The sequence below is a fragment of the Rhizobium sp. 57MFTsu3.2 genome, assembly GCF_012932765.1.
Taxonomy (GTDB): Bacteria; Pseudomonadota; Alphaproteobacteria; order Rhizobiales; family Rhizobiaceae; genus Rhizobium; species Rhizobium altiplani.
Genome location: NZ_JDWI01000001.1, coordinates 62,072 through 80,207, shown reverse-complemented (window position 1 = coordinate 80,207; position 18,136 = coordinate 62,072). Strand labels below are relative to the sequence as shown.

General features: G+C 60.8%; 17 protein-coding genes. 11 read left to right on the top strand and 6 right to left on the bottom strand.

Features of this window, described 5'->3' with window-relative positions:
• The first annotated feature begins 228 nt into the window (after positions 1-228).
• The 6 genes from AF71_RS00380 to pyrC all read left to right on the top strand — a co-directional run bounded on the left by AF71_RS00380 (position 229) and on the right by pyrC (position 5,476).
• Positions 229-1,254 carry a sugar ABC transporter substrate-binding protein gene (locus AF71_RS00380; protein ID WP_018857691.1) on the top strand — a complete coding sequence of 342 codons (1,026 nt, stop codon included), beginning with the start codon at positions 229-231 and terminating at the stop codon, positions 1,252-1,254.
• Between the two features lie 152 nt (positions 1,255-1,406).
• On the top strand, positions 1,407-2,471 hold the full coding sequence (locus tag AF71_RS00375) for an ABC transporter permease (RefSeq protein ID WP_018857690.1): 1,065 nt from the start codon (positions 1,407-1,409) through the stop codon (positions 2,469-2,471).
• A gap of 1 nt (position 2,472) precedes the next feature.
• Positions 2,473-3,255, top strand: a complete 783-nt coding sequence (locus tag AF71_RS00370; RefSeq protein WP_018857689.1) for an ATP-binding cassette domain-containing protein — start codon at positions 2,473-2,475, stop codon at positions 3,253-3,255.
• On the top strand, positions 3,252-3,878 hold the full coding sequence (locus AF71_RS00365; RefSeq protein WP_169679180.1) for a nucleoside triphosphate hydrolase: 627 nt from the start codon (positions 3,252-3,254) through the stop codon (positions 3,876-3,878). Before AF71_RS00370 ends, AF71_RS00365 begins: the two co-directional genes overlap by 4 nt.
• A gap of 117 nt (positions 3,879-3,995) precedes the next feature.
• Positions 3,996-4,346, top strand: coding sequence for a DUF805 domain-containing protein (locus tag AF71_RS00360; RefSeq protein WP_169679177.1), 351 nt, complete (start codon positions 3,996-3,998; stop codon positions 4,344-4,346).
• 89 nt (positions 4,347-4,435) lie between these two features.
• Complete coding sequence (pyrC, locus tag AF71_RS00355) at positions 4,436-5,476, top strand: dihydroorotase (RefSeq protein ID WP_169679174.1); 1,041 nt, start codon at positions 4,436-4,438, stop codon at positions 5,474-5,476.
• A 43-nt stretch (positions 5,477-5,519) separates the two neighbouring features.
• Here the strand turns inward: pyrC and AF71_RS00350 are convergent, their stop codons facing one another.
• Positions 5,520-6,002: an anthrone oxygenase family protein gene (locus AF71_RS00350; RefSeq protein WP_026371833.1), complete on the bottom strand. Its 483-nt coding sequence runs from the start codon at positions 6,000-6,002 to the stop codon at positions 5,520-5,522.
• Between the two features lie 211 nt (positions 6,003-6,213).
• Between AF71_RS00350 and AF71_RS00345 the strand changes: the two genes are divergently transcribed.
• Positions 6,214-6,864: a TetR/AcrR family transcriptional regulator gene (locus tag AF71_RS00345; RefSeq protein ID WP_018857684.1), complete on the top strand. Its 651-nt coding sequence runs from the start codon at positions 6,214-6,216 to the stop codon at positions 6,862-6,864.
• Positions 6,865-6,904: 40 nt separating this feature from the next.
• Here AF71_RS00345 and AF71_RS00340 read toward each other — a convergent pair whose 3' ends face one another.
• A complete protein-coding gene (locus AF71_RS00340; protein WP_169679171.1) occupies positions 6,905-8,176 on the bottom strand; it encodes an MgtC/SapB family protein in 1,272 nt (423 codons plus the stop codon).
• A 239-nt stretch (positions 8,177-8,415) separates the two neighbouring features.
• Between AF71_RS00340 and AF71_RS00335 the strand changes: the two genes are divergently transcribed.
• A complete protein-coding gene (locus AF71_RS00335; RefSeq protein ID WP_169679168.1) occupies positions 8,416-9,105 on the top strand; it encodes an orotate phosphoribosyltransferase in 690 nt (229 codons plus the stop codon).
• Positions 9,106-9,195: 90 nt separating this feature from the next.
• Positions 9,196-10,122: a carbohydrate kinase gene (locus AF71_RS00330; RefSeq protein ID WP_018857681.1), complete on the top strand. Its 927-nt coding sequence runs from the start codon at positions 9,196-9,198 to the stop codon at positions 10,120-10,122.
• A 6-nt stretch (positions 10,123-10,128) separates the two neighbouring features.
• Here AF71_RS00330 and AF71_RS00325 read toward each other — a convergent pair whose 3' ends face one another.
• A complete protein-coding gene (locus AF71_RS00325) occupies positions 10,129-10,929 on the bottom strand; it encodes an alpha/beta hydrolase (RefSeq protein ID WP_169679165.1) in 801 nt (266 codons plus the stop codon).
• Between the two features lie 159 nt (positions 10,930-11,088).
• On the opposite strand from AF71_RS00325, the gene AF71_RS00320 reads away from it, so the two are divergent.
• Positions 11,089-11,373, top strand: a complete 285-nt coding sequence (locus AF71_RS00320; protein WP_018857679.1) for a BON domain-containing protein — start codon at positions 11,089-11,091, stop codon at positions 11,371-11,373.
• Positions 11,374-11,451: 78 nt separating this feature from the next.
• Here AF71_RS00320 and pgi read toward each other — a convergent pair whose 3' ends face one another.
• On the bottom strand, positions 11,452-13,086 hold the full coding sequence (gene pgi, locus AF71_RS00315) for a glucose-6-phosphate isomerase (RefSeq protein WP_169679163.1): 1,635 nt from the start codon (positions 13,084-13,086) through the stop codon (positions 11,452-11,454).
• A gap of 138 nt (positions 13,087-13,224) precedes the next feature.
• Positions 13,225-14,925 (bottom strand): long-chain fatty acid--CoA ligase, encoded by a 1,701-nt coding sequence (locus AF71_RS00310; protein WP_113161056.1) that lies wholly within the window; start codon positions 14,923-14,925, stop codon positions 13,225-13,227.
• A gap of 247 nt (positions 14,926-15,172) precedes the next feature.
• Here AF71_RS00310 and AF71_RS00305 point away from each other — a divergent pair, with 247 nt between their 5' ends.
• A complete protein-coding gene (locus tag AF71_RS00305) occupies positions 15,173-15,565 on the top strand; it encodes a PRC-barrel domain-containing protein (protein WP_018857676.1) in 393 nt (130 codons plus the stop codon).
• A 119-nt stretch (positions 15,566-15,684) separates the two neighbouring features.
• Here the strand turns inward: AF71_RS00305 and AF71_RS00300 are convergent, their stop codons facing one another.
• Positions 15,685-18,135, bottom strand: coding sequence for a glycoside hydrolase family 2 protein (locus tag AF71_RS00300; RefSeq protein ID WP_169679160.1), 2,451 nt, complete (start codon positions 18,133-18,135; stop codon positions 15,685-15,687).
• Position 18,136: the final 1 nt, after the last annotated feature.

Here is an 18,136-nt window from a genome sequence, read left to right as displayed (position 1 = left end):
GCTCCTCCCGTCTCGTGGCCTATGCGCTATTTTTGCTCAGCATGCCATAGCGAATTAATAATTCAATTGGATTTATTTATTGACAAGGCGATTTCTTTCGCTCTTAATTACCCTCGTCAAACGGCACAGAACGGCTTGGAGGAGGCCCGTCGGCGAGACTGCAGCGTTCTCGTGCTCGTCAATTCCGGCACCGCCAGGGGGTGGGTCGGCTATTTCTGGGAGGATTAAATGAAGAAATCAGTGCTTTCCGCAGCGCTTGGCGCGCTCGCCCTCGGTGTCGCCTTCTCGGCGCCGGCAATGGCCGCGGATGTTTCCGCCTGCCTCATCACCAAGACCGACACCAACCCCTTCTTCGTCAAGATGAAGGAAGGCGCGACAGCAAAGGCAAAAGAACTCGGCGTGACGTTGAAGTCCTACGCCGGCAAGATCGACGGTGACAGCGAAAGCCAGGTTGCCGCGATCGAAAGCTGCATTGCCGACGGCGCGAAAGGTATCCTGATCACCGCATCCGACACGAAGGGCATTGTCCCGTCCGTCAAGAAAGCACGTGATGCGGGCCTCCTGGTGATCGCCCTCGACACGCCGCTCGATCCCGCCGATTCTGCCGACGCAACGTTCGCGACCGACAACCTGCTCGCCGGCAAGCTGATCGGCCAGTGGGCCAAGGAAACGCTTGGCGACAAGGCAAAGGATGCCAAGGTCGGCTTCCTCGATCTGACGCCGTCGCAGCCAACCGTCGACGTTCTGCGTGACCAGGGCTTCATGATGGGCTTTGGCATCGACACCAAGGATCCGAACAAGATCGGCGACGAGGACGATGCGCGCATCGTTGGCCACGACGTGACGAACGGCAACGAAGAAGGCGGCCGCAAGGCTATGGAAAACCTTCTGCAGAAGGATCCGAGCATCAACGTCATCCACACGATCAATGAGCCGGCTGCTGTCGGCGCCTATCAGGCCCTCAAGGCTGTCGGCATGGAAAAGAACGTGCTGATCGTTTCGGTTGATGGCGGTTGCCCGGGTGTCAAGTCCGTCAAGGACGGTGTCATCGGCGCCACCTCCCAGCAGTATCCGCTGCTGATGGCTTCGCTCGGCATCGAGGCGATCAAGAAGTTTGCGGACAGCGGTGAAAAGCCGAAGCCGACCGAAGGCAAGTCCTTCTTCGACACCGGCGTTTCGCTGGTGACCGACAAGCCGGTCTCAGGCCTCGAGTCGATCGACACGAAGGTCGGAACCGACAAGTGCTGGGGCTAAATCCCGCGATATAACTTACTGCCGGCCGGGGCTTGATCCCCGGTCGGTTTCGACCGACCATGGCTGCTGTCTCGGGAACCGGCAAACAAAGACCGGTGTGATATGGGGCAGAGCTTCCGCGCGCGGTTTGGCGCGAAAGCGGAGGAGGAACAATGACCGGAGCACAGGACTTCGAACGGGTGCTTGACGGCAGCGACAAGAATGTCGCGTCGTTCGAGCATCAAGCCGTACCATTTGTGAAGCGTGCGCAGCATTTCTTGCACTCGACACCGGCCGCTGTGCCGCTGATCGTGCTGGTGCTGTCGATCATCATTTTCGGCATCGCGATTGGCGGGCGGTTCTTTTCGTCCTACACGCTGACGCTCATTCTCCAGCAGATCGCCATCGTCGGTATCCTGGGGGCCGCGCAGACGCTGGTCATCCTGACCGCTGGCATCGATCTTTCGATCGGTGTGATCATGGTCATCTCGGCCGTCATCATGGGCAATTGTGCCATCACCTATGGCATCCCCACACCGATCGCCGTGCTGGCCGGCATGCTGGTAGGCGGCCTCTGCGGTCTCCTGAACGGTTTCCTCGTCGCGTTCATGAAACTGCCGCCGTTCATCGTGACGCTCGGTACGTGGAACATCGTGATGGCCACGAACTTCATCTATTCCGCCAACGAAACGATCCGCGACACCGATGTCGACGCGCAGGCGCCGTTGCTGCATTTCTTTGCGATCAGCTTCAGGCTCGGCAGTGCAGTCCTGACGCTCGGCGTCATTGCCATGGTGCTACTTGTCCTTGCGCTCTGGTACATCCTCAATCACACCGCCTGGGGCCGCCACGTCTATGCCGTCGGCGATGATCCGGAAGCGGCAAAGCTTTCAGGTATTCAGACCAAGAGCGTGCTGCTCACCGTCTACACCGTCTCTGGCATCATCGCCGCCTTCGCAGCCTGGGTCTCCATCGGCCGCAACGGCTCGATTTCTCCCTCGTCCGCGGTAACGGATTATAACCTGCAGGCCATCACGGCGACGGTGATCGGCGGTATCTCGCTCTTCGGCGGCCGCGGCTCAATCCTCGGAACACTCTTCGGCGCGATGATTGTCGGCGTCGTCTCTATGGGCCTCAACATGCTCGGCGCCGATCCGCAATGGAAGGTGTTGCTCACCGGCGTGCTTATCATCGCCGCGGTCGCAATCGACCAGTGGATCAGAAAGGTGTCGGTGTAATATGGCGAACGAACCTCTCCTCTCGGCACGCGGTCTGGTCAAGCGCTACGGACGCGTTACCGCACTCGATCATGCCGATTTCGATCTGTACCCCGGCGAGATCCTGGCAGTCATCGGCGACAACGGAGCCGGCAAGTCCTCGCTCATCAAGGCGATCTCGGGCGCCATCAGCCCCGATGAGGGCGAGATCACGCTGGAAGGCAAGCCTGTGCATTTCAAGTCTCCGATGGAGGCGCGCGATGCCGGCATCGAGACGGTCTACCAGAACCTCGCTCTATCGCCGGCGCTTTCGATCGCGGACAATATGTTCCTCGGCCGAGAGATTCGTCGGCCGGGCATCCTTGGCAGTTGGTTTCGCATGCTCGATCGCCCGGAGATGGAGAATCGCGCCCGCACCAAGCTTTCCGAGCTTGGCCTGATGACCATCCAGAATATCAACCAGGCCGTCGAAACGCTCTCGGGCGGTCAGCGGCAGGGTGTGGCGGTCGCGCGTGCTGCAGCCTTCGGTTCCAAGGTCGTCATCATGGACGAGCCGACGGCGGCTCTTGGCGTCAAGGAAAGCCGCAAGGTCTTGGAACTGATCCTGGACGTGCGCTCGCGCGGTCTGCCGATCGTGCTGATCTCGCACAACATGCCGCATGTCTTCGAGGTTGCCGACCGTATCCATATCCACCGGCTCGGTCGCCGCCTGACGGTCATCAATCCGAAGGAATACACGATGTCCGATGCGGTGGCCTTCATGACCGGCGCCAAAGCCGCTCCGACGGAGCCGGTTGCTGCATGAGTGCAACGATCGATGAAATCGCCGGCGAGGTCATCGATCGCGCCGGTGACACCAAGCGCTTCCTGATCGCCATCGCCGGCCCGCCCGGCGCTGGCAAGTCCACCATGGCGGACAACCTCGCCGACGCCCTGAAAGTCAGGGGCGAAACGGCCGAGGTCCTGCCGATGGATGGCTTCCACATGGACAATGCCATCCTCATTGAACGCGGTCTTCTGGCGCGCAAGGGTATCCCGGAAACCTTCGACGTCAGGGGCTTTCTCGATATCATCCGGGCCGTGCGTCCCGCCGACCAGGACGTGCTGATCCCTGTCTTTGACCGGTCCAGGGAAATCGCCATCGCCTCGGCGCGTGTGGTTTCGCCGGAGCATCGCTTCATTATCGTCGAGGGCAATTACCTGCTCTTCAGCCAGGGCAAATGGGCAGAGCTCGAAGGTATCTTCGACTACTCTGTCATGCTCGCCCCGCCGATCGAGGTGCTCGAGGAACGGCTGTGGGCGCGTTGGCGCGGCTACAAGCTGACAGAGGAAGAAGCGAGCGCCAAGGTTTACGGCAACGATTTGCCTAATGGTCGATTGATCCTTGGCAATCGCCGCAGGGCCGATGTGACGCTCGAGATCGCCTGACCTGTCTGGCGGTCTGGCTGAATGCCGGGACTTGCATCGCCTGATGGAATCGTTGCAGGCTCACCTTCATACAACTTTTGCGGTTTGGCACCCTGTGTGGACATGAAGGAAGAGCGCATGAGTTTCACGGAAGCAGTCTCATCAGTCTTCTCTAAATACGCGGTTTTCAGCGGCCGCGCCGGTCGCCCGGAATTTTGGTGGTTTGCGCTCTTCAACGTTATTGCCTCGGTGATTCTGGGCGCCGTCGACTATCTTCTCTTCGGCCGCGAAATACTCGGCGCCGTCTATGGGCTTGCCGTGCTGCTTCCGGGTCTCGGCGTGGCGGTCCGCCGCCTCCATGATATCGGCCGCTCCGGCTGGTGGATTCTCGTCGGCATCATTCCGCTGGTGGGCTGGATCGTTCTGTTCGTGTGGTATCTCACCCCCGGCACGCCCGGCTCCAACGAATATGGTGCAGCACCAGCCTGAGTGTCGCGGGCAAAGTGTTTGCCATGGCCCGCTTCGGGGTGATAATGCGCAGGGCTGAACCTTATAGGCCAGCCTCCGGAGTCCAGCGCATGCAATCGATCACCATCCGTCGCCCCGATGATTGGCACCTGCACCTGCGGGACGGCGCCATACTGGAAGGTGTGATCGGCGATACCAGCCGCGACTTTGCCCGCGCGATCATCATGCCGAACCTCGTGCCGCCGGTGGTGACCACGGCGGATGCCGAAGCTTATCGCGGCCGCATCATGGCGGCGCTGCCGAAGGGCGACATATTCCAGCCGTTGATGACGCTCTACCTGACGGAACATACGAATCCCGATGATGTCGAGGTCGGTAAGACGAGTGGGCTGATCACGGCGGTCAAGCTCTACCCGGCCGGTGCCACGACCAATTCACATGGCGGGGTGCGTGATATCGAAAAGGCGATGCCGGTGCTGGAGCGCATGGCCAAGATCGGCCTGCCGCTCTGCGTTCACGGGGAGGTGACGACGCCTGAGGTCGACATCTTTGACCGTGAAGCGGTGTTCATCGAGACGGTGCTCGATCCGATCCGCAAGCGCTTGCCCGAACTCAAGGTGACGATGGAGCACGTCACCACGAAGGACGGCATCGACTACATCAAGTCCGCGAAGGGTGGTCTCGCAGGCTCGATCACCACCCACCACCTGATCATCAACCGCAACGCCATCCTCGTCGGCGGCATTCGCCCGCATTACTATTGCCTGCCGGTGGCCAAGCGCGAAAACCATCGTCTTGCGCTGCGTGCCGCTGCAACAAGCGGCGATCCGCGCTTCTTCCTCGGTACGGATTCGGCGCCGCATGTCGATCCCTTGAAGGAATGTGCCTGCGGCTGCGCCGGCATCTATACTTCGATCAATACGATGAGTTGCCTTGCGCATGTCTTCGAGCAGGAGAATGCGCTCGACAAGCTCGAAGCCTTCGCGTCGCTGAACGGCCCTGCCTGGTATGACCTGCCGGTCAATGAAGAGAAAATAACGCTGGTCAAGCGTAACGAACCCGTCAGTTTTCCCGCCAAGATCGAAACCGGCGCTGGCTCCGTTACGGTTTTCGATCCGATGTTCCCGCTCCATTGGGATGTCGAACGCTAAAGCTTTCCATTGGCAATTTTGCGCGGACTGCAGTCCCTCCCGCTTAGATGAGCATCAAGGCGCGGACGAAGGCCATGGATGCGAGCAGCGAGGCGATTGTCCTCACATGGTTCCACCACGTCCAATCCTTGAGATAGCTCGCCCAGAGCGCGGTCGCCTCGGCGCCGCCACCACCGACTTTCGCCAGCGCGTCGTTCATCGGCACGTTGAAGACGATCGTCGAGAGGAACGATGCAAAGATATAGAGCACCGCTCCGGCCAGCATCCAGACGCTGATGCCTTCGCGCCAGTTGAAGAATGCGAAGGCAGCGATCACAAGGCAGAGGACCGCGGTCGGCACGAAAAGCAGCATGAAGGGCGAGCGCACGATCGTGACGTTGATGGAGTTCATGGCCGCTATGCCCTGTTCGGCGGGAATGCGGGCGAACGACGTCATGATGAAGGTCGAAAAGGCAAAGAAGATGCCGGCGACGAGGCCGCTGCCGATCGCAGCAGCCGCCAGAACGATCCAGAGAACCAGTGTCATGTTCATATCCTCCACGGGCCATTGGCGGCAGCACGCAGATGGGGCCGAAAATTCTTGGCGGGGCGGTCGAAAATTACTGGATCCCGCGCGTCGATGAGAATGGAATGCCGCATAAGAACACTCCTCCGGCAAAAAACAAGAGAAAGTCTCTCATTTGTGAAATGAGATAAACTCTCTTATTTTCATCGTCAAGAAAAAAACGGAGAGTGGAATGGGCGAAGAGGTTTCCGTGAGCCGTAGAAGACAGCCGGAATCAACCGGCCAACCGCGCAGGATTCCGCAGCAGAAGCGCGGGCGGGAGCGCTTCGAGAAGATCCTTTCGGTGGCGCTCGAGCTCATCGAAAAGAATGGCAGCGATGCGCTGAAGGTGAGCGAGATCGTTGAAAAGGCAGAGCTATCCTTCGGGGCGCTCTACCAATATTTCCCGGACAAAAGCTCGATCATCCGCACACTGGCCGAACGCTTCAACGAGCAGGGCAGGGCCTGCGTCGAAGCCGAGCTTGCGGCGGTAAGGGACGCGGCGACGCTGCGGCAGGCACTTTGTAACATCGCCGACCAGTATTACGACTTCTTCCGGCAAGAGCCGGTGATGCGCGATATCTGGGTCGCCACCCAGGCCGATCGGCTACTGCAACAGATCGATGCCGAGGACATGGAGTTTCATGCCCAGGCGTTGCTTTCGGTTCTCGCCACGCTGGAACCAGGGCGGAGCAAGGGCGAACTTGTCGCCATTGCCAGGCTGACCATGCAGCTGCTGGCAGCCGCCGTCCGCTATGCGATCTCGCTGGATGATACCGAGGGACGGGCTGCGATTGCGCTTTACCAGCGAATGCTCCCGATCGATATCGGCCGGTTGTCGTAGTCACGGCGACTGGTGGAACTGGTCACGCCGGTCCAATTGTTCAGGCCGGCAAAAAGCTGCGCGCCGCGAAATAGCCGATGGCTCCGAGCGCGACCGCCACTACCGAAGCCAGCCCGAGCGCCATCGCGTACTCCCGCCGGCCGGCGGTGAAGGCAAGCACCACCTTTGTCACCGCGTTGACCGCGACGGCGATCAGAATGACGTCAGCCGCCTTAATCACGTCGATCGTCGAGCCGGCGAGGCGCGCGGTGGATAGCGTGATGGCATCGACGTCGACGAGGCCGGAGATCGCCGCCACGACGAAGAGCGCGGACGGGCCGACATATTCGATCGCGATCTTCGACACGAGACTGATCAGGCCGAGCAGCAGAGCAAAGGAAATGACCGTGGTGAGCTCGAAGGGGTTCTTGAGGTCGATCTCCGGCGCCTTTGTCGCGGTCTCCGAACGCCAGACCGAAAACAGCGCCGCTGCCAGGAAACCGATGATTGCGGGGACCAGCGCGGCGGCGAGGGGCGCCAGCAAGGTGAAGGAAAGCGCGCTGGCGATGACGAGAACGCGGGCGAAGGAGAGGGCGCCGGCAATGCCTGCCCCTTCCGCAAGGTGGCGTGCGCCCTCCGGCGCCTGCGCCGAATAGCGGGCGAAGGAAAGCGTCAAGGCGGTGGACGAGACAAGACCGCCCGCGGCACCTGCCAGCAGAACGCCACGGCCTGGGCCCATCAATCGAATGGCGGCATAGCCGGCGAAGGACAGGGCTGCGATGGTGATCGTCAGCAGCCAGAGCGAGTAGGGGTTGAGCGCGCCCCAGGGATCCAACGCCCTGTTAGGCAACAGCGGCAAGGCGATGACGGTCATTGCAAGCAGCACCAGCGCCGAGCGGAGCTCCACCCACGTCAATCCTCTGAGGAAGCCATGCAGGCTATGGCGAGCCGCAAGAATGACCGTCGTTGCGACACCGCCGGCTGCCGCGGTAACGATGTCGCCGACAGCTGCCAGAACGCCGAGCCCGAACACCACCAGGGCGGCCACGACCGAGGTGATGCTGTAGTCTTCGTTTTCCTTCGTCTCCTGCCACTTGCCGGCAATGTAAATGGCCCCCAGGAGCACGGCGATCGTCGCAGGCAAAAATGGGCCGGTCATCGCTTGAAGCGTTCCGGCTATTCCGCCGAGAAAGCCGGTAAGGCCGAACGTCCGGATGCCCGCCGCTCTGCCGCCAGCGCGAATGTCGCGCTCCTGCCATCCCCGCTCGACCCCGACGAGAAGGCCAATAGCAAGGGCGACGCCGAGCCGCTGAAAAACCTCAATATGCTCCATGACGTGACGATATCGCCGCCGCGCCGGCGCGCAAGCGCAAATAACTGAAAGAATTGATGCATTGCTGGCTCAGCGCAACGAAGGCGGTGCCTTCAGGCACCTCTGGACGGATGCCCGGCCGACGTCTTCAAGCGCTGTCGCGTTTTTTGCCCTCATTGACGGCGTGGAATCGCTCGCCGTTCTGGAAAACTGCCGCGCTTGCTGCTATTGGCCCATAAATTTGACCAAAGGAGAGAGCGATGATCCAGACGACATTCACCGACCGCGCCGTGATGGCGGAACTCGTGGCGAAGATGCTCTGGGAGATCAGGGCGGTGCATTTCAATGCAGCGCAGCCCTACAAATTCGCCTCCGGCATGGCGAGCCCGGTCTATATCGATTGCCGCAAGCTGCTCTCCTTTCCGCGCGTGCGCTCGACCGTGATGGATTTCGCCGCCAGCGTCGTTCTGCGCGAAGCCGGTTTCGAGCAGTTCGATTGCGTGGCCGGTGGCGAGACTGCGGGCATCCCATTTGCAGCCCTTCTCGCCGATCGCCTCAGCCTGCCGATGATCTATGTCCGCAAGCAGCCGAAGGGTCATGGCCGCAACGCGCAGATTGAAGGCAACATGCCGGAGGGCTCACGCGTCCTCGTCATCGAGGACCTGACGACGGCAGGCGGCAGCATGTTCAAGTTCATCGATGCCGTCAGGGCTGCTGGCGGCGTGGTCGATCATGGTATCGCCCTGTTCTATTACGGTATTTTCGATGAAGGCGCGCTGCGCTTTGCCGATGGCAAGGTGAAGCTGCACTATATCGCCACCTGGCGCGATGTGCTGGCCGTCGCCAAGGCGCAGAAGCTGTTCGACGAGAAGACCTTGAGCGAAGTCGAAGCCTTCCTCGATGCGCCGCTCGCTTGGTCGGGACGCAATGGCGGCATTTCATCACTTTGAATGAAGAATTGCGTCGCGGCGCTTTGCTTTTGCCACGAAATTATCTAATCGATTTGAGCATCGATGGATCGTAATGCTTGGGAGGCCGGAATGATTTTGTGCTGTGGCGAAGCGCTGATTGACATGCTGCCGCGGGAGACGACTCTGGGCGAGAAGGGCTTTGCCCCATACGCAGGGGGCGCGATCTTCAACACGGCGATCGCACTCGGACGCCTCGGCATTCCGACAGCCTTCTTCACCGGCCTCGCCGACGATATGATGGGCGAAATCCTGCGCGATACGCTGCAGGCGAGCAATGTCGACTTCAGCCTCTGCGCCATCACCCCACGCCCGTCGACGGTCGCCTTCGTCAAGCTGGTCAACGGCCAGGCAACCTATGCCTTCTACGACGAAGGCACGGCCGGGCGAATGATCACGACCGACGATCTGCCTGTCCTCGGCGACGATTGCGAGGCGTTGCATTTCGGCGCGATCAGTCTCATCCCGAGCCCCTGCGGCGAGACCTATGAGGCGCTGCTCGACCGCGAATGCGACAAGCGGGTGATTTCGCTCGATCCGAACATCCGCCCGGGCTTCATCAAGAACAAGGACGCCCATATGGAGCGCATCAAGCGCATGGCGGCGAAGTCCGACATCCTGAAATTCTCTGACGAGGATCTGGAATGGTTCGGCCTCGAAGGCAGCCATGACGACCTGGCGGCCTACTGGCTGAAGCAGGGCGCCAAGCTCGTGGTCATCACCAAGGGTGCCGAGGGCGCGTCGGGCTACACCAACGAGCGCAAGGTCACCGTGCCGAGCGAGCGCGTCACCGTCGTCGATACCGTCGGCGCTGGCGACACCTTCGATGCCGGCGTGCTTGCCTCGCTGAAGATCGACGATCTCCTGACCAAGGAAAAGGTCGCTTCGCTCAGCGAAAAGGCGCTGCAGAACGCGCTTTCGCTTGGTGCCAAGGCCGCTGCCGTCACCGTCTCGCGCGCCGGCGCCAATCCGCCCTGGGCGAAAGAAATCGGCCTCTGAGACAGGCTATAGCCGATCGAGAAAGGCGAGCACTTCGCGGTTGAAGTGCTCTGGCCGCTGCAGCGGCGCGAAATGGCTGACCTCCGGAAGCAGGATGAGTTCGGCATCGGGAATGCTGCGGACCAGATAATCGGCGTGCTCGCGCTTGATGAACTCGTCATTGTCTCCGAGCACGACCGCGACCGGCACCTTGATGCCAGCGAGATCGGTAGCCGTATAGTTTGGCTCGCTTGCCATCATCTTCGACACATCGCCCACGAAGCTCTCGAAGGCATCGGGCGTGGCGGATAGCGCCTGATAATCCTTCCGATGACGACTGAAGCAGCGATCGATGACCGGTGTCGGCTTGAATTCAAGCGTGCCACTGGGATCCATGTTGCAGGCGAAGAAAAACACACCGGGTACCCGCTCTGGCCGCTGGTCGGCGAGGATCAGCGCCGTACAGGCCCCGTCGCTCCAGCCGACAAGGGCGGACTTCGTAAGCTCAAGGCAATCCATCACCGCAAGAACGTCGCCTGCCATCTGGGCATAGTGATAGGGGCGCATGTCGCGCGTGCTGCGGCCGTGGCCGCGACTGTCGATAACGACGACCTGTCGGCCCGCGGCGACCAGTGCCGGCACCTGATAGCCCCAGTTCCCCGCATTGCCGAGCCCGCCATGCAGCAGGATCACGGCTGGGCCGGAACCGTAGGTCGCATACCAGATGCGAGCGCCGTCGTTCTCGACGAAGCCTTCGCGCTGCGGCCTTGGCAGGGGCGCTGCGCCATGTGCTTCGAAATTCAGAAGCTCGTCGTCCGTCACATCCATTCAACCTCTCCTCATAGCGATGTACCTAAGACGCATCGTGAAGCCGAATTTCGACATTGACCAAGCGCTACCACAAGACAAATGCCGGCGCATGTCATACTTAATAGACTGCTAATATTACGGCCTGTAGCTTCAGCGTTTAACGTTGGAGGAGAAGAAATGGTTCTACGCGTTGATGGTCAAGGCTGGTCGCTCAGCAGCGTCGAAGCCGGACATTGTTCGGCGGCGACTAAAGCCGCGGTCAAGTGCGCACTGGAAGCGTCATCGGAGTTCGACAGCACGCAGATCGTTGTTTCAATGCTTGGCGATTTCGTGGTGCTTGAAGGCTTCGTCCGCTGTCGCGGAGATGACGAACTAGCCGCGGATGTCGCCGCTGCCATCGTCGGATCGACCCAGGTTCACAATCGACTGATATGTCGAGGCTTCCCGAAGAGGTCGAACTAGAGGACGGGCTTTTAAGCCCTCAAGCCAATTTCCAGACTGTGTAAAGCTCCCGCGGCCAGCCGCGGGAGCTTTCTGATCTCAATGCTCTGTTTTGGCAAGTTTTGCCAGTGCGGCAACGAGGCCCTGCGTCGAGGAGTCGTGGCCGGCAGCGCTTTCCTTGCCTTCCACGACAGGCAGCAGACCAGTCGCCAGTTCCTTGCCGAGTTCGACGCCCCACTGGTCGAAAGAGTTGATGCGGAACAGCACGCCTTCGACGAAGACTCGGTGCTCATAGAGCGCGATCAGGCGACCGAGCGCGTAGGGCGTCAGCTTGTCGTAGACGAAGGTGATCGACGGGCGGTTGCCGGTGAAGACACGATGCGGTGCGATGAAGTCGGCCTTCTTGTCGTCCATGCCCTTGTCGGTCAGCTGCTTCTTCGCCTCCTCGAAGGTACGGCCCTTCATCAGCGCTTCGGACTGCGCAAGCACATTCGATATCAGAAGCTCGTGCTGGTGGCGCAGATTTGGCTCGAAGGCGTTCGCCGCGATCATGAATTCGGCCGGGATGACGCTCGTGCCCTGGTGGATCAGCTGGTAGAAGGCGTGCTGGCCATTGGTGCCGGGCTCGCCCCAGACAACAGGACCGGAATTACCCTCGACGGGCGTTCCGTCGATCGTGACACCCTTGCCGTTCGATTCCATGTCGAGCTGCTGCAGATAGGCCGGGAAGCGCGACAGGCGCTGGTCGTAGGGCAGGACGGCACGGGTCGGATAGCCGAGTACATTGCGGTGATAGAAGCCGATCAGGCCGAGCAGCATGGGCAAGTTCTTGGTGATCGGTGCGGTGCGGAAGTGGTTGTCGACGGCATGGGCGCCCTCGAGAAACTTGATGAAATTTTCCGGGCCGATGGCGATCATGATCGGCAGGCCGATCGCCGACCAGAGGGAGTAGCGGCCACCCACCCAGTCCCAGAAGCCGAAGACGCGTTCGCTCTCGATGCCGAAGGCCGCGACCTTGTCGAGTGCGGTCGAAACGGCAGCGAAATGATGCTGGACGGCGGCCTCGCCGAGCGCGTCGGCGATGAACTTGCGCGCCGTTTGCGCGTTCGTCATCGTCTCTACGGTCGTGAAGGTCTTGGAGGCGACGATGAACAGTGTCGTCTCGGGCTGAACGAGCTTCAACGTGTCGGCGACATGGGCGCCGTCGATGTTGGAAACGAAATGCGCGCGCGGTCCATCATGGAAGGGCGCCAGCGCCAGCGTTGCCATCACGGGGCCGAGGTCAGAGCCGCCGATGCCGATGTTGATGACGTCGGTGATGGCCTTGCCGGTCGCGCCCTTAAGACTGCCGGAGCGGATGCCATCGGCGAATTTGCCCATGGCGGCAAGCACGGCGTTGACATCAGGCATGACATCCTTGCCGTCGACAAGCACCGGCGTATTGGAGCGGTTGCGTAGCGCCGTGTGCAGAACGGCTCGGTTTTCGGTGAAGTTGATCGCCTTGCCGGCGAACATTTCGTCACGCTTGACTTCAACGCCGCCCGTCTCCGCGAGCTTGACCAGGAGAGCCAGGATCTCGTCGTTCACGGCCGTCTTGGAATAATCCATCAGGAGGTCGTCGAGCGACACGCTGAAGCGCGAGAAACGCTGCGGGTCGGCGGCAAAGGCGGCGCGCAGATCGGTTGCCTTGGTGGCGGCTGCAGTGCTCTTCAATTGTTCGACGATGGCATTCATGGGAGGCTCCTTTGCAGGGCGAGAGGGTCGCGGAAACTATTCGCTTTGTAGGGCGCAAATCAAGTTCGGCGACCTCTCGGAACGCAAAAAAGCCATCTGAACAAACGGATGGCTCATAATTTCACGCGACCGTCAAACTTAGCCGCGCAGATCCTTGCGCAGGATTTTTCCGACTGGCGTTTTCGGCAGTTCGGTGCGGAATTCCACAAAGCGCGGCCGCTTGTAGTTGGTGAGGTTTGCCGCGCAATGCGCCTTGACGTCTGCCTCCGTCAACGCCGGGTCCTTGCGAACCACGAAGAGCTTCACGGCTTCGCCGGAATGCCCGTCGGGGATGCCGACAGCCGCCGCCTCGAGGATGCCGGGATGCATCGCCGCCACTTCCTCGATCTCGTTCGGATAGACGTTGAAGCCGGAGACAAGGATCATATCCTTCTTCCGGTCGACGATCTTGGTGTAGCCGCGCGCATCCATGAAGCCCATGTCGCCGCTGCGGAAATAGCCGTCCGGCGTCATCACGCGGGCGGTCTCCTCCGGTTTGTTCCAGTAACCAGCCATCACCTGCGGGCCGCGGATACAAATCTCGCCGATCTCACCAAGCGGCAGCGAATTGCCGTCCTCGTCGCGAATGTCGAGATCGGTGGATGGAATCGGTAGCCCGATGGAACCGGTGAACTCTGCCGAATCGAAGCGGTTGGCGGTGGCGACCGGCGATGTCTCGGAGAGACCATAGCCTTCGGTGATATGGGAGCCGGTGATCTTCATCCAGCGCTCGGCGACCGGTCGCTGCACCGCCATGCCGCCACCGAGCGACATCACGATGGAGGAAAAGTCGAGCTTGGCGAAATCGGCGTTGTTCATCAGCGCGTTGAAGAGTGTGTTGAGGCCGGGGAAAATGTGGACCTTCACCCTGCCGAATTCCTTGACCAGCGCCGGAATATCGCGCGGGTTGGCGACGAGGATATTGTGGGCGCCGAGCGACATGCCCATCAGCGAATTCACCGTCAGTGCGAAGATATGATAGAGCGGCAGGGCACACAGGAAGTTCAGAACCTCTGGGCGCGGCTTCTTGTCGAAAGCCGATCGCAGCCACAGTTCGAGCTGCAGCTTGTTGGAGAGCAGGTTCCGGTGCGTCAGCACCGCGCCCTTGGCAATGCCGGTCGTGCCACCGGTATATTGCAGAAAGGCGATGTCGCCCCCCGTCAGGCTTACAAGTTTGAAAGGTTGGCCGGCACCTTCCGCGAGCACCTGCTTGAAGGTCTTGTGCTGCGGAATAGACCATGAAGGAACGAGCTTCTTGACCCTGCGCACGAGCAGATTGACGATCAGCCCCTTGGCGCCCAGCATCTCGCCGAGCGACGTGACGACGACATGGCGCACATCGGTTTTGACCAGTACCTGCTCGACCGTTCGCGCGAAGTTTTCGAGCACGAAGATGGCCTTGGCGCCCGAGTCGCGCAGCTGATGTTCCAGTTCGCGGGGTGTGTAGAGCGGATTGACATTCACGACCACGAAGCCGGCCCGCAGGATCCCGTAAACGGCGACCGGATTCTGCAGAACGTTCGGCATCATGACGGCAACGCGGTCACCCTTCTCGAGGCCGATGCTCTGCAGCCACGCTGCAATCTTGCGGGTCTGGCTCTCAAGCTCGCCATAGGTCAGCGTCTTGCCCATGCTGGAAAAGGCGATGCGATTGGCATAGCGCGCGCAGGATTTCTCGAGCAGTTCCGCAAGCGATTCGTATTCCAGCGGTGGAAGCTCTGCCGGCACGCTGTTGGGATAGGTCGCAAGCCAGGGCTTTTCGGGCTTCGCACCGCCTGGATGGACGGAAATGCTGTTCATATGGTCTCTCTCCCTGTCGCTGCCGGCCGGTCCCACCGGCAAGCCGATTGGACGATCCTCCATCTTCCAACGCGGCAGCTTATGTCATCGCCTGAATGGTTCAAGCTGAGAATAGAGCTACACTAACCTTAACGTAAACGTCAATAATCATGTATTGGCGGTTGCTGTGAGTAAATTGGGAACATCGAGTGCGGGGCAGCGTTTTTTCTCCGTGGGCCAACCACGAGGAAACAAAAGGAGGTGCACCATGCTGCATCAGGACGCTGACAAAACCCGCCGTGACCCAAATGTGAAGGACACACCGACACTGATTGCCAGCGACCGCGTGGAAGGCACCCGCGTCTATGGAGCCGATGGCAAGCATATTGGCTCTATTGAACGATTGATCCTCGGCAAGCAGGATGGCCGCGTTGCCTATGCCGTACTCGAGTTCGGCGGCTTCTTGGGCATCGGCCACGATCACTATCCGCTGCCGTGGGAAAAGTTGACCTACGATACCCAGCTGGACGGCTATCGCATCGATCTGACGAAGGATCAGATCGAGGGCGCGCCGAGCTATGCGGACGATGACGACACCTGGTACAACGATAATGGCCGCCGAGTTTACGACTACTACGGCGTGCCTCCCTACTGGATGTAACGTCGTCCGCACACGCGCGGTCCCTTGATCGCGCGTAGATGCGCTGCGCCGCACTCTGCCCACTTGGCGCGCGGCGTGGTAAAACGACCTGGATGGGCCCCGTCGCAGACGGGGCCTTTTCAGTGTGTGGCGACGAGATCGTTGGCGGAGCGCAACACGGTGCCAATGCTGATGTCGCTTACCGACATCGCTTTTGCAGTCCGTAGCGCGAATATGTGACTTTCCCCCGGCAGCAGCGTTACCAGCATCGAATCGACGACGCCATCAGGATCGAGCCGGTCGGCCATCAGGCAAAGGTCCTTCAGCAGGGTCTCCGCTGTCACCTTCACCGCATATCCATCCGTCGTGGCAGTCAGCTCGATTGACGCCCGCGGTGCCGGGAGCTTCAAATCGATGTCCTCGACAAAATAATGGAATGCGCGCCGGTCGAGCATCTGCACGACGATCAGCTCGTCACCGGCATTGTCCGGCGTTGCGATATCCGCCGGCAGCGGAAACTCCTTCGCTTCGAAGCGGTCGCAGAGCAGCCGCCAGAACTCGAATTCGGCGAGCACCGTACCATCAAGCCGCAGGCGCTTGCCCGATATCTTCGCCCGCCAGAACAGCGTGCGCTCGTTGACGGCGACGGCTGCCAGCCCGCCATTGCGTGGCTGGATGGTCAGCAGTCTGGGATCGAATGCCTGTTGCATCGCATACCAGAGCGGTTTGCGCCGTCCTGCCGAGTCGAGCGCCGCCCATGAGGTCACTGGCCAGCAGTCGTTGAACTGCCAGACGACGGCGCCCTTGCAGATGGCGCGGTGCGAGCGCATGTGCTCGATCGCGAAGCGGATGGCGCGTGCCTGGTTGAGCTGCGTCGCGAAATGCCAGTCGTCCATCGTCCGTGGCACCGGCAGATGCCCGGCGAGACCGCGGATCAGCTTGTCGTTGCCCTGTGTCGCCTTCTGATGATGGAATACGCCGTTCGAAACAGGTGTCAGCGGCGTGTCATGGACGCTTTCCTCGATCGTCGCCCAGTTCGGAGGCGCCTGCCAGCCGAATTCCGAGCAGAAGCGAGGGATGTAGTTGCGATAGACCTCGTAGCCGACATCGTTCCAGACATCCCAGATATGCTTGCAGCCGTGCTCGTCCGCGTTCGGCTCGATCTCCATTGTCCCGGAGTAGGGGCTGCCCGGATAATACGGCCGATCTGGGTCCAGCTCGGCGCAGAGCTTTGGCAGAACATCGAGATAGTAGCCGAGCCCCCAGCTTACGCCCTCCTTGATGATCGGGCGCCAGCCCCATTCGTCGAAGCCCCAGATGTTCTCGTTGTTGCCGTTCCAGACAATCAGCGACGGATGTGGCATCAGGCGCACCACATTGTCGCGCACCTCCGCCTCGATCTCGCTGTGCAACGGTTCTTCTTCCGGATAGGAGGCGCAGGCAAACAGGAAGTCCTGCCAAACGAGCATCCCCGCGCGGTCGCAGGTCTCGTAGAACTCGTCTCGCTCGAAGATGCCGCCGCCCCAGACGCGCAGCAGATTGATGTTTGCAGCCTTCGCCTCCTCGATCTGGGAAGCATAACGCTCGGCGGTTACCCGTGGCGGAAAGCAGTCGTCCGGAATCCAGTTGGCGCCGCAGAGGAAAAGCGGCACGTCGTTGATGACGAAGGTAAAGGCGGAGCCGTGTTCATCGGGTGCTGTGTCGAGTCTGACGGAGCGGAAGCCGATCTGCTTAGAGTAGCTGTCGAGTAAGTCGTCGCTTACGCTATTCCGCAATTCGACCTGAAGCGAGTAGAGTGGCTGTGCGCCAAGATGATGCGGCCACCAGATCTGCGGCGCTGGAACAGTCAGCTGGAACTCGACCGCATCGGCTCCTTCCGCCAACTCGGCGACGTGGCTGACGCCGGCAATGCTCGCGACGATCTTCGCGCCAGCGCCGTCGCGGCGCTCGATACGAGCGCGAACCGTCACGAGCCCCTCGCCGCCTGCAAGCGTCGCCGAAACCCGCGTCTCCGCAAGCCGCGCCCGCTCCCAGCTTTCCAGCCGCACCGGGTTCCAGATCCCCGAGGTCACCAGCGTCGGACCCCAGTCCCAGCCGAAGTTGCAGGCCATCTTGCGCATCAGGTTGCCAGGGCCGGGATAGTTATTCGGCCGGTAACCGTAATGCGCCTCCATCTCGGCGCCGTAGGCATAAGGGGAGCGGAAGGTCACAACGAGTTCATTCGCGCCCTGCTTCAGCCGCTCCGACACGTCGAAGCGATAGGTGCGGTGCATGTTGAAGGTGCGGCCTAACTCTTCGCCGTTCAGCACGATCGTCGCGACCGTATCGAGGCCTTCAAACACCAGTCCCTGGACTTTTCCGGCATCCGGCGCTGCATCGAAGCTGCAGCGATAGGTCCAGTCTTCCTTGCCGATCCAGTCGTTGGTGATCTCGTTGACGTCGAGATAGGGGTCCGGGATCAGACGGTTGGCCAGAAGGTCGAGATGTACGCAACCCGGCACCTGTGCAGGAATTTCGGCCGGCAGGTCGCGTCGACCGGCAACGTTGCAGGAGAGCGTCCAGCCACGGTTCAATTCGGTCTTTTCAATCATG